This window comes from Winogradskyella litoriviva (genome assembly GCF_013249065.1).
GTDB classification, from domain to species: Bacteria; Bacteroidota; Bacteroidia; order Flavobacteriales; family Flavobacteriaceae; genus Winogradskyella; species Winogradskyella litoriviva.
In genome coordinates this window covers 299,269-311,733 of sequence record NZ_JABRWQ010000004.1, presented here as the reverse complement: position 1 = coordinate 311,733, position 12,465 = coordinate 299,269, and the positions used below count along the sequence as shown (strand labels likewise).

The window sequence follows — 12,465 nt, the reverse complement described above, 5'->3', positions numbered from 1 at the left end:
TATGCAACCCGATTTTTCAGATATAAAATTAAATTCAACTGTAAAGCAAACAGTTGAACCCAAAAATAACAAAGACGTTTGGAATACGCCTGAAGGCATTCCTGTTAAAAAACATTTTTCAAAAGATGATATTGCTACTGCAGAACACTTAAGTTTTTCAGCTGGTGTACCTCCATTTTTAAGAGGACCATACAGTGCTATGTATGCAATGCGACCTTGGACTATTAGACAATATGCTGGTTTTTCAACTGCAGAAGAGTCTAATGCATTTTACAGAAGAAACTTAGCTGCTGGACAAAAAGGGCTTTCTGTAGCATTCGATTTAGCTACACATAGAGGTTATGATTCTGATCACCCTCGTGTTACTGGTGATGTTGGTAAAGCTGGTGTAGCCATAGATTCTATTTTAGATATGGAAATTTTGTTCGATCAAATTCCACTAGATAAAATGTCAGTGTCTATGACAATGAATGGTGCCGTATTACCAATTATGGCCTTTTATATAGCCGCAGCAAAAAAACAAGGCGTTGCTTTAGATAAACTTTCTGGTACAATTCAAAATGATATTCTTAAGGAATTTATGGTGCGTAACACGTATATCTATCCACCATTACCATCTATGAGAATTATTGGTGATATTTTTGATTATACCACTAAAAATATGCCGAAGTTTAATTCTATTTCTATTAGTGGATACCATATGCAAGAAGCTGGTGCAACCGCTGATATTGAATTAGCTTATACCTTAGCTGATGGTATGGAATACATTAGAACTGGTTTAAAATCTGGTTTAAAAATTGATGAATTTGCACCAAGACTATCATTTTTCTGGGCTGTAGGAATGAACCACTTTATGGAAATTGCCAAAATGCGTGCAGCACGTATGCTTTGGGCAAAAATCATAAAATCATTCAATCCAAAGAACCCAAAATCAATGGCATTGCGTACGCATAGCCAAACATCTGGTTGGAGTTTAAGTGAGCAAGATCCATTTAATAACGTAGCGCGTACCTGTATTGAGGCTATGGCTGCAACGTTAGGTGGTACGCAATCATTGCACACCAATGCTTTAGATGAAGCAATTGCTTTACCTACAGATTTCTCTGCCAGAATTGCACGTAATACACAAATATTTATTCAAGATGAAACGCAGATGACAAAATCTGTGGATCCATGGGCTGGTTCTTACTATGTAGAATACTTAACTCAAGAAATAGCAAAGAAAGCTTGGAAACTAATTGAAGAAGTAGAAGAACTTGGTGGCATGGCAAAAGCTATTGAAACTGGTGTTCCTAAATTACGAATTGAAGAGGCGTCTGCTCGTAAACAAGCGCGTTTAGATTCTGGTCAAGATATTTTAGTTGGTGTAAACAAGTTTAAAACTACGGAAGAATCTAATATTGAAATTTTAGAGGTTGATAATACCGTGGTTAGAAATTCTCAAATAGAACGTTTAAACAAAATGAAAGCTGAGCGTAATTCTGAGGTTGTAGCAGCTAACTTAAAAGCTTTAGAAGATTGTGCAGGAGGTGGTGAAGGTAATTTATTGGAATTAGCGGTTGAAGCTGCGGAAAATTTTGCAACATTAGGTGAAATATCTGATGCTTTAGAAGTTCATTTCGGAAGACATAAAGCTGATACTAAATTAATAAGTGGAGTGTACGGTAAAGAAGTAGATAACGATAGTACGTTTGCAAAAGCACAGCAATTAGCAGATAAGTTTGCTGATATCGAAGGTCGTAGACCTAGAGTTATGATTGCAAAAATGGGACAAGATGGTCACGATAGAGGTGCAAAAGTTGTAGCATCTAGTTTTGCAGATTTAGGCTTTGATGTAGATATGGGATCCTTATTCCAAACACCAGAAGAGGTGGCAAAACAAGCAATAGAAAATGATGTGCATTTTATTGGCGCATCAAGTTTAGCGGCTGGTCATAAAACTTTAATTCCACAATTAATTGGGGAATTGGAGAAACTTGGACGACCAGATATTATGGTTTTTGCAGGAGGCGTTATTCCTGCACAAGACTATGATTATTTATTAGAAAGAAAAGTAGCAGCCATTTTTGGTCCTGGTACTGTTATTTCAGAGTCGGCTATAACTATAATGGAGAAATATCTAGAGCAGGATTAGAGTACCTGGTTGATATATTAGGAGAAAAGCTCAAACATTAACTTGTTTGGGCTTTTTTTAGTTTAAAAATGAAATATGATAACTCCCCATTAATCCCATAGCGTTAATGATAATATTGCCTACTCAATTAAAAGTTAATATTTCTTCCAATATGTAATAGCAGATGCACAGACTTTATCACTGCCTTCAACTTTTATTGTGTGTTGAAATTTATGTGGTGATGCTAATATTTTAGTTTGAGACAAAACAGTATCACCATATTGCGCTTCAGCAATAAAACGACCATCTATAGTATGTAAATAATAATGGTCTACAATGTCTTCGGGTATAGATTCTATGACCCATTGAAGATATCTAATATTATTTACGTGTTTATTTGTATCGGTATCAAATCGGTTAACCTTAAAAACATTGGTATAATCAGCGTCTTCTACAACATTTAGTTTTTTCCTTATATTATGGTCAATTGAAACGGCATTATAAAAAGACCATTTATCTTTAATGGAATTAAAAATGGGTTTAGGTCGCCGCTTGTCTATATCAAAGAAAACCCATAATCCTTTGGCTCGACCTATAATATTGCGGTGTTCGTCATAGATGATATTTTCTCTATAGCCTTTAATAGAGGAGTATTGAGATAACCATGTTCTAATGGTGATTTTTTCTTTATAACGTGGATAGCGTTCCATTTGCAAAACCCCAGAGACTAATACCCAACCCACATTTTCTTCTAATAAATCAAATAGACTGTAGTCAATAACATAACAGTGGTCTGCGGCCGTTTCTTCTAATAAGGCAAGCATAATTGCAGGTGAAGCATGGCCTAATGCATTCATTTCAAAATAGCGTAATTCAAATTCTTGTTCAAAAAAATTATCAAACGTCATTTTGAATAGCTTTATCTAGAATGATTTTTTAAATTGCTCTATGATTTGTTGAGCAGCTTTAACAGGAGAAATTTCTGCTGCAATAACATCTTTTTCTAATCTCGAAAGTTCGTTTTTAATATCTTTTGAATTGTAAAACAACTGCTTTAGTTCTTCATTAATATTATTGTACATCCATTTTATTTGTTGATGGTTTCTGTTTTTTATAAAATAACCATTGGCATCAACATGCGCTTTATACTTTAATATTTCTTCCCATACTTTAGATATACCTATGTTTTTTATGGCAGAAGCGGTTCTTACTACAGGACTCCAGCCAGATTCTGCTAATGGAAAAATATGAAGGGCATTTTGGTATTGTCGTTTGGCAATTTTACTCTTGGTAATATTATCGCCATCGGCTTTATTGATAACCAGCATATCTGCCATTTCCATAATACCTTTTTTAATACCTTGCAATTCGTCACCAGCACCTGCAAGCATCAATAAAAGAAAGAAATCTGTCATACCGTGAACCGCTGTTTCCGACTGTCCAACACCTACCGTTTCAATTAAAATAACATCATAGCCTGCAGCTTCGCATAGTAACATGGTTTCTCCAGTTTTGTTCGCCACACCGCCTAAAGTATCACCAGATGCCGAAGGTCTAATATACGCTTCTTGGAGATTAGCTAACTCTTCCATTCGGGTTTTATCACCTAAAATACTGCCTTTAGATCGTTGACTACTTGGGTCTATCGATAAAATTGCAACTTTATGGCCTTCTTTAACTAAATACAATCCAAAGGCTTCAATAAAGGTGCTTTTACCAACACCTGGAACACCTGTAATTCCAATGCGGATAGAGTTTCCGGAGTTGGGCAATATTTGTTGAACAATTTCTTTGGCTAATACTTTATCACTGTCTAGATTACTTTCAATCACGGTTATGGCTCTAGATAAAATAACCCGATCGCCACGCAAAATACCATCGATGTATGCCTGTTTACTAAGTCTATTTTTTGGTTTGTAGTTTTTCATTTTTGAGATAAAAAAGCTGAATTTTTTTTAAGGTTTGGCTCCTAACAAAGATACTTATAATACCATAAAATTAGGCTGTTTTTACCTGTTAAAAAGCCAATAAAATAATGAAGAAACTCAATAAATCTAGAGGTTGAAAATTTAAGTCTTCAAAACGTCATAAATTAAGCTTTATCAAATCTAAATACGATGTTTTAACCCTATAAAAAAGCCAGATATTTTTTAATTTATCTGGCTTTTTTAGCATTAATTTTTTATTAAAATAATCAAATATTATTTTGAAATTATCTTTTTGTAAATGGTACCTTCACTTGTCTTAAAACGTACAAATAAAACCTGACTTCCTAATTCAATATCAGTTAAATCTAATTTTATAATATTCGCATTTTTATCTACAAAATTATCCACCGTCTTTAGTAAACTACCGTGAATATCAAATATCTCTATTGTAGCGGTAGTATCTATATTAGAAGTATAACTTAAATTTATAATACCTTTAAAGGGAACAGGGTAAAGCTCTAAGCTGAGAGCAGCTCTACCAGCATCTTCAAAAAAACCTTCGCAAACATCACCAATATAATTATTGTTTTCGTCTAACTGATCAGGATTAAAAGTTTCAAGACAATTATCTATACAATCTGCAACACCATCGCCATCTGTATCTGTATAACCTTCATCTATAAGGCCATCTCCATCATTATCTACACCATCACAAAACCACTCTAATTCTTGAGCCTCACAACTATCACCAATACCATTTCCATCTTCATCAACTTGGTCAGGATTGTGAGTATCTACGCAATTATCTATACAATCTGCTATACCATCGCCATCTGTATCTGTAAAACCTTCATCTATAACACCATCACCATTATTATCTATACCATCACAAATTTCTACTGCTTCTTGAATCTCACAAGCATCACCAATACCATTTCCATCTTCATCAACTTGGTTAGGATTGTAAGAGTCTACACAATTATCTATACAGTCGGCAACACCATCACCATCTGTGTCAGCAAATCCTTCATCTATAACACCATCACCATTATTGTCTATACCGTCGCAAATTTCTACAGGTGTAGAGTCATCAGGTATATCTATAGTAGAATCAAAAATATAAGGATGAACTTCTCCGGAGTTTTGTTCAAACTTTTCAACAATAATTTGACCATCTATATTAAAATTACTTCTGTTATTAAAACGTGCTTCTGGCGCATAGATGGTACCGTAAACTTGAGCACCTCCAACATAGTTGATGGTAGATGTAATATCAGGAAAATTAATTAATATGTATGGTGCATAACTTAAGGGATTACCAACAATATTTGGCCAGCTATCTATAATAACCTCGCTACTATCATTACTATCTGTGATGTTAATTACAAAAGGGATATCTGTTGATGGCACTTGATTATTAAATTTAATTTCACTCAACGCATTAAATTCCGCAACAGTTAAATTGATAACATTAGTTTCATTTGGTGTTAAGTCAATCCATAATTTACCATAATTAAATTCACTTGCAGTCCAAGTTGTATTGGTTGTTAGCGTGCCTAAATAATTTGAAATAGATATAAATTCTACAAAAGCAGAACTAAAATCTACCTGAGGATCTTCTGCAATAGAATTTGCAGTTTGCTGAGTTGCAAGGGCAATTCTAGGTGTGCTATCGTAATTTGCGCCGTTTGCAGTAATTCTAGTATTGCTCACCACATTGTTTTGATCAACTTCAAAAATAGAACTCGTTGATAAATCTCCAATTTTAATAAAGTTGTTTTGCAGAATTTGTAGTTGTCCAGAATTATAATTAATCTTTCCGGCTACAACTAGAGCTGTAGGTTGCGTATCTTGATTATAATAATTTACGCCACCAAAAATATTTATTGTACCATCTAAAATGAAATCACCACCAACAGCCCAAGAACCTTCTGTTTCTGTCTTAATAGCAATGGCGTCACCAGAGGTAAAAATATTAAAATTGGTTGCAGCTTCTGTTGGATTAACAGGGTTAGATTGGGCTTCTAAATAACTTGTAACATTAAGATAGGAGCAACCAATAACTAAACTAAATAGTAGTTTTTTTATTTCCATAACATTTGGGTTTGTAGGTTAATTATATCAAAATTAATAATTTAAACTAAAAAAGAATGTCACTCATCGAAAAGTGTCCGTTTAGCCTAATTTTTCGATGAACGGAAGGAAACTAGACTGTTTTTTTTATAATATGGATGAGAAACGAAATTAATTTAGTCAGTGCTTACTAATTATTTTTATATTATAGTAATAATGTTCTATATTCGTTACCATCATAATGAAACATAAAATTAAAACAGAAGCAATTTCTTTATTTAATACTTTGGGATTTTCGGTAGTTTCTATGAAGCAAATAGCCGATAAACTTGGAATTAGCGCAGGAAATTTAAGGTATCATTACCTAAACAAGGAAGCTTTATTAAAGGTGATTTATACAGAAATGTATGATGAAACCTTAGATTACATTCTTCCTGAGAACACGTACATCACATTGTTTCATTTTGAAGAAATGATGCAGAAATTTGATAATCTACAACAACGTTATGCCTTTTTCTTTAAAGACATTGTACACATTTCTACGGTTTATCCTAGCATTTCAAAACAATACGAAGCGTCTAATTTAGTACGCTTTAAAGATGCTAGAAAACTGATTGATTACTATGTTGAATCGGGTAGAATGGTGCCAGAAACCCAAACGATTGATTACGATCAGGTGATTTATACCATTTGGATGATTAGTACGTTTTGGCAAGCCCAAAAACAAACAATGAAAACAGAACAGTATGAGGTTAACAAACGACCGTGTATAGAAATTCAGTGGAATCTGCTGTTACCATATTTAACTGAAAAAGGGATGAGCGAATATCAAGAACTTCGAAAATTTATTAAAACAACGACTAAATAAATAAGAGAATCATGAGAAAAATTGAAGCACTATTAAACGAATACGCAGAGAGCCATCAAACCAAATTAAATATTGCTATACATTACATTTGTGTGCCACTCATCTTTTTTAGTCTTATTGGTCTACTAAGCTGTATTCCTGTGCCAGAGGCCATAGTTAGTGTGTTTCCCAATTCTTTTGCATCGTACATCCATTTTGGAACGCTCGTTATTGTGTTAGGCTTAATCTATTATTTACGCTTGTCTATGGTTTTGTTTATAGGTATGCTGGTGTTTTCAGCGTTGGTGCTTTTTACAATTCATCAAATTGCACAATTGCAGATGGCACCACTTTGGGTAATAATGCTTGGCATATTTGTAGTTGCTTGGATTGGCCAATTTATCGGACATAATCATGAAGGCAAAAAACCTTCATTCCTCAAAGATTTACAGTTTTTAATGATTGGTCCTGCGTGGACAATGAGTCATGTATTTGAGGCTTTTAAAATTAAATTTTAAGAACAAAATGTTACTCAATAGTATTGGAAAATCTTAATTAAAAAGAGGTCTTTATTGTGGAGATTTACCAATTCATCCACAGTATTTTACAGTTCAGGATGTTAAACGGCAAGCCCTTGAAATTCCTTCATATTTTTGTTACCTTATCAATAACAAAATATAAGGCTTCATGAAAACGCATAAAAAAAGCACCAGTAAGGGCAAACAAATATTTAGAATAGTCTTATTAACAAGTACTTTTGTTTCCTTATGGTTTGTACCTTGGATTTTGGTTAAGGCATGGATATTACCATTACCAGATACGGTTCAAGAACAGGTTAACCAGACGCAAAGTTATGGATTTGATGGTGTCATTATTTATGTAGATGAAGCTGGTAAACCGCCCGCTTTTTATTCAGCTGGATATCATAACCGCGAACTTAAAATACCAGCTAATCCTCAGGCTTTATTTAAAATCGCTAGCATCAGTAAGTTATACGTTGCTGTGGCTATCACCAAATTAGCAAATGACAAGCGCATTTCTTTAGATAAAACAGTTGCGGATTACTTTCCTGAACTCATTAATAGAATTGAAAATGCAAACCAAATTACGTTGCGGATGATGGTACAACACCGTAGTGGTATTCCAAACTTCACGGATAGTGCTGATTATTGGAAAAACCAACCAAACACCAATATAGATGTCTTAAAGTATGCGCTAGATTTACCTGCCAACTTTGAGCCTAATGAAGACTATGGCTATTCTAACACCAACTATTTGTTACTCTCTAGAATCATTGAACAAGTTACAGGAGGTTCTAGACAAGACTATTTCACGGAAGTTATTTTAAATCCACTTGGGTTGGAGCATACATTTGGTTCTCTAAATGATGTTAATCTAGATGATGTTATGAGTGGTTACTATGTTGGAGTAGACAAGGACTTTAAAACCGAAAATAACGGAATGATGATAGCTTCTGCAGAAGATGTTGGCATATTTTTAAGGGCTTTAAATGATGGCTCATTGCTTAATAAAAAAGAAATGGAAACTTACTCATCTCTTTATGAGTTTAACCATGGTGGATTAGCGCCTGGCTACCAATGTTTGGCAGAATACCATAAGGATATTGATGCTGTTGTGGTTCAATTTATGAATACCACAGATTTTGAAGGCTACCAATGGAATCTGCTACAAATAACCCATAGTCGTGTTGTTAAAATCTTACGTAAATCTAAGGGGCTGTAAACCTATTATAATATAGCAAGTTCTGCGCTTTCTCCTCACTTGTATATAACAAAGTTCTTAGAAATGCTCTTACGTTTTGAATAAGTGATTTATAAGTAAAGCTATATGCTGATTATTAATTCAATTAACAATTTCTATAAATTAGAGATCATCATTCCTAAACTTTTTTAGATATTTGTTTACGGCCTATCTAAATTAAATTATTGTCTTAAATGATTCAAAAGAACACAGCAACGCGATTTATACCATTTTTTTCCATATTATTTTGGGTTGCACACTTTGTATCTTACAGTCAAAATATGGATTCTTTGCTTGTTACATTGGAAGAAACCATGTTAAAACGAAGTACGTATGATTCTTCTAAAGAAGAAAGAATTAATAATTTACAAAAATTACTTGAAGATCCAGAAGCTAGCTTAGAAAACGAATACTATATAACTAATAGATTAATTGAAGAATATGAGTTTTATAGCTTTGATTCTACTTTAAATTATATAGAACATAGTTTAAAATTGGCTAATGATTTAGATAATAGCCAATTTATACAAGAATCTACATTAAGGCTAGCAAAACTTTTAGCCACTTCTGGACGCTATGATGAATCCATAAAATTACTTGAAGAAATAAAAACATCAACATTATCTCAAGAATTAATTAGAGATTATTATATCATTTATAAGAGGTGTTATTATGAACTTCGATCCATTTCGAGAGTGCATAGTATAAGTGCTAAATATAACCAATTGTATTTTGCTTATAAAGACTCCTTAGATATTCAAATATCACAACTTGGTGAAGATTCTAAGTTGTATTTAGAAGTTACAGAACAAAACTATAGAGATAGCAGAGATACTAAAAGTGCTCTAGATATAAACGCTAAACGACTGGATTTAGCAAAAATGGGTACACGAGAATATGCGATGGTGACCTTTAATAGGTCTTACATGAGTTATGAAATGGATGGAAGCAGATTGAACCAAAAGAAGTTTCTTATTTTGTCTGCCATTTCAGATATTCAGTCTTCAGTAAAAGATAATGCTTCCATGGCCAATTTAGCCGTCATTCTATTTGAAGAAGGCGATGTAGAAAGAGCTCATAAGTATATCGATTTTTCATTTGAAGACGCCAAATTTTACAATTCTAAATTAAGATTTTTAGATATATCTAATGTATTGCCTGTTATTTCAAAAGCTTATGAAACTGAAAGTATTAAACAAAGTAATAAGCTAAAAAAACAACTGATGTTTATTAGTTTTTTATCAATAATATTACTAATAGCAATGTTTTTTATTATTAGACAATACAAAAAAATAAAATTAGGAAGAGAATATTTAGCAACTGCTAATTTGAAGCTCAAGGATTTAAATGAACAATTAAATTATACAAATAAAGACCTTAAACGATTATATGAAGAACTTTCAGCTATTGATTTAATAAAAGAACAATATATAGGGACTTTTTTAAATTTATACTCGGATTATATAGATAAACTAGACGTTTACAGAAAAACAGTTCGAAAATATATAGTAACCAATAAAACCAATGATTTACTTGAACTGATTAAGTCGAAAAATATTGTAGATGAGGAATTAAAACTATTCTACAATAATTTTGATAAATCCTTTCTCCACATATATCCAAATTTTGTTGAAAGCTTTAATGCGCTCTTAAAAGAAGAAAATAGAATTATTGTAAAAGAAGATAACTCGTTAACAGTAGAACTACGAATTTTTGCTTTAATTAGATTAGGCATATCCAACAGTTCTCAAATTTCAAAAATATTAAGGTATTCTGTAAATACTATATATAACTATCGTGTAAAGATTAGAAATATAGCTATAAACCGAGATGAGTTTGAAGAAAAAGTTAAGAAAATCACATAAGTAAATACCCATATTTTTTCTCTATTTTATGCTATAAATTAACTCAATAGTTGCTTATATTGATATTTTAACCTACCAATTCCATATAAAAATACTACTTTTTTAATTAAGTATTTAAAATACAAATTACTCTTAACGAGATATTTAAAAAAAAAATCTTTAAATAAATATCTACTTTAAGTCTACTTTCCATTGTACTTTCCAGGACTCTTCGTTTAATTTGTTAAATAATTCTAAATAAATAAACATGAGGAAAATTACATTATTAGTTATTGCGTTGCTTGGGACAACAAATTTTTTCGCTCAAAACTTAATTTCAAATGGATCTTTTGATGACGCGACAGGTTGGACTGTTGTTAACCATAATGATGCTTCAAATACGTTTGGGGCTGTAACCATAGCAGGAGGTGTTGCTACTTTTAGCGAGACTTCAAATATAGAATGGAAGCATATGGGTATTTATACTTCAGTAAGCTTAGAAGCTGGTAAAACCTATCAATTTGATATGGATATGGCATATACAAATATTGTAAATGCTTGGGGTGAAGTTTGGATTGGGCAAACTGAGCCAGTTCAAAACGATGATTATAATGCAGAGGATGGTGCTTCTTCACTAATAAGAGCGTTTCATTTTTGGGATTGTGGAAGTACATTAACATATAGTGGTTTGGCTTCTGCTGCGGGATGTGATCCAGGCACTCCTCCAAATCAAATCGAAGTTACCGCAACTGGAACCTATTATTTAATATTTAGATCAGGTGGGGAAACTTATGGAACTACAAATGTTGTTATAGATAACTTAACCTTAATGGATGTTACACCAACAGATGGTACAAATGCTACTCTAAGTGATTTACAAGTAGATGGTATTACTGTTTCTGGTTTTGCATCTGGCACAACAAACTATAATTATGATATGCTTTATGGAACCACAACAGTTCCAACGGTTACTGTTACTACAGCAGCAGCTGGAGCTAATGCGGTTATAACACCAGCCTCGGGAATCCCAGGAACAACTATGGTGACAGTAACTTCACAAGATTTGTCAACTACAATGGATTACATGGTTTCTTTCACAGCTACAATACCAAATGTAGACGCAGCTGACCCTACATATCCTCAAATTGATGCGGATGCAATTTACAGCGATATGTATACACCACCTGCTAATCCAAATTATAATCCAGGTTGGGGACAAACTACGGTAATGACAGAAGAAGTCATTAATGCAAACAATACTTTAAAATACGCAGGATTAAATTACCAAGGTATAACTTTTGATCAAATGGATGTTTCAGGCAGAGACTATTTACATTTTGATTATTGGACAGGCGATGGCACACAATTTAGAGTTTCACCAATAAGCGCATCTACAGGAGAAGTAGCGTATATTATTCCGTCTGCGGCACAAAATCAATGGGTAAGTGTCGATATTCCATTAACATATTTTACAGGAATAAATGCTGGTTTTTCTTTTGCAGATATTCATCAATTTAAATTTGATACAGAAACATTTGATGGCAATGGACAAGGAACAGGGAATAGTTCTCTAGGATTCACCAATGCTACATTCTATGTTGATAACTTGTATTTTTATACAGGCGCACCTTTGGGTGTAGATGCTTATGACATATCTGAACTTAAGACCAGCCCAAATCCAACAAATAATTCTTGGCATATTTCTACTAAAAATGAAACAATAAAATTAATAGAAGTGTTTAACCTATTAGGACATAAAGTAATTACTTTAAAACCAGATGCATTGCAAGCCAATGTTGATGCTTCAAGTTTAGCACCAGGAATTTATGTTACAAATATTACAACTGAATTAGGAAATGCAACTCGAAAATTAATAAAAAGATAATCGGTATTTCTAGA

9 protein-coding genes are annotated in these 12,465 nt (G+C 33.0%); 6 read left to right on the top strand and 3 right to left on the bottom strand.

What is annotated here, in order from left to right:
- Window position 1: 1 nt before the first annotated feature.
- A complete protein-coding gene (scpA, locus tag HNV10_RS10335; protein ID WP_173301274.1) occupies window positions 2-2,134 on the top strand; it encodes a methylmalonyl-CoA mutase in 2,133 nt (710 codons plus the stop codon).
- A gap of 134 nt (window positions 2,135-2,268) precedes the next feature.
- Here the strand turns inward: scpA and HNV10_RS10330 are convergent, their stop codons facing one another.
- The 3 genes from HNV10_RS10330 to HNV10_RS10320 form a co-directional block, all read right to left on the bottom strand.
- Window positions 2,269-3,021, bottom strand: a complete 753-nt coding sequence (locus tag HNV10_RS10330; protein WP_173301273.1) for an acyl-[acyl-carrier-protein] thioesterase — start codon at window positions 3,019-3,021, stop codon at window positions 2,269-2,271.
- Window positions 3,022-3,036: 15 nt separating this feature from the next.
- Complete coding sequence (gene meaB, locus HNV10_RS10325; protein ID WP_173301272.1) at window positions 3,037-4,041, bottom strand: methylmalonyl Co-A mutase-associated GTPase MeaB; 1,005 nt, start codon at window positions 4,039-4,041, stop codon at window positions 3,037-3,039.
- Between the two features lie 273 nt (window positions 4,042-4,314).
- Window positions 4,315-6,135, bottom strand: a complete 1,821-nt coding sequence (locus HNV10_RS10320) for a collagen-binding domain-containing protein (RefSeq protein ID WP_173301271.1) — start codon at window positions 6,133-6,135, stop codon at window positions 4,315-4,317.
- 220 nt (window positions 6,136-6,355) lie between these two features.
- On the opposite strand from HNV10_RS10320, the gene HNV10_RS10315 reads away from it, so the two are divergent.
- The 5 genes from HNV10_RS10315 to HNV10_RS10295 all read left to right on the top strand — a co-directional run bounded on the left by HNV10_RS10315 (window position 6,356) and on the right by HNV10_RS10295 (window position 12,451).
- On the top strand, window positions 6,356-6,982 hold the full coding sequence (locus HNV10_RS10315; protein ID WP_173301270.1) for a TetR/AcrR family transcriptional regulator: 627 nt from the start codon (window positions 6,356-6,358) through the stop codon (window positions 6,980-6,982).
- A gap of 11 nt (window positions 6,983-6,993) precedes the next feature.
- Entirely contained in the window at window positions 6,994-7,479 is a 486-nt protein-coding gene (locus HNV10_RS10310; RefSeq protein WP_173301269.1) for an Mpo1 family 2-hydroxy fatty acid dioxygenase, read from the top strand.
- Window positions 7,480-7,648: 169 nt separating this feature from the next.
- Complete coding sequence (locus HNV10_RS10305; RefSeq protein WP_173301268.1) at window positions 7,649-8,704, top strand: serine hydrolase domain-containing protein; 1,056 nt, start codon at window positions 7,649-7,651, stop codon at window positions 8,702-8,704.
- Between the two features lie 212 nt (window positions 8,705-8,916).
- Window positions 8,917-10,587, top strand: a complete 1,671-nt coding sequence (locus HNV10_RS10300) for a DUF6377 domain-containing protein (protein WP_173301267.1) — start codon at window positions 8,917-8,919, stop codon at window positions 10,585-10,587.
- A 247-nt stretch (window positions 10,588-10,834) separates the two neighbouring features.
- Window positions 10,835-12,451 carry a T9SS type A sorting domain-containing protein gene (locus tag HNV10_RS10295; protein ID WP_173301266.1) on the top strand — a complete coding sequence of 539 codons (1,617 nt, stop codon included), beginning with the start codon at window positions 10,835-10,837 and terminating at the stop codon, window positions 12,449-12,451.
- Window positions 12,452-12,465: the final 14 nt, after the last annotated feature.

Excerpts from the sequence above, each read along its gene's own strand:
- HNV10_RS10295 (WP_173301266.1), top strand. The coding sequence starts at position 10,835 with ATGAGGAAAATTACATTATTAGTTATTGCGTTGCTTGGGACAACAAAT.
- HNV10_RS10315 (WP_173301270.1), top strand. The coding sequence starts at position 6,356 with ATGAAACATAAAATTAAAACAGAAGCAATTTCTTTATTTAATACTTTG.
- HNV10_RS10310 (WP_173301269.1), top strand. The coding sequence starts at position 6,994 with ATGAGAAAAATTGAAGCACTATTAAACGAATACGCAGAGAGCCATCAA.
- HNV10_RS10305 (WP_173301268.1), top strand. The coding sequence starts at position 7,649 with ATGAAAACGCATAAAAAAAGCACCAGTAAGGGCAAACAAATATTTAGA.
- HNV10_RS10300 (WP_173301267.1), top strand. The coding sequence starts at position 8,917 with ATGATTCAAAAGAACACAGCAACGCGATTTATACCATTTTTTTCCATA.
- scpA (WP_173301274.1), top strand. The coding sequence starts at position 2 with ATGCAACCCGATTTTTCAGATATAAAATTAAATTCAACTGTAAAGCAA.
- meaB (WP_173301272.1), bottom strand. The coding sequence starts at position 4,041 with ATGAAAAACTACAAACCAAAAAATAGACTTAGTAAACAGGCATACATC.
- HNV10_RS10320 (WP_173301271.1), bottom strand. The coding sequence starts at position 6,135 with ATGGAAATAAAAAAACTACTATTTAGTTTAGTTATTGGTTGCTCCTAT.
- HNV10_RS10330 (WP_173301273.1), bottom strand. The coding sequence starts at position 3,021 with ATGACGTTTGATAATTTTTTTGAACAAGAATTTGAATTACGCTATTTT.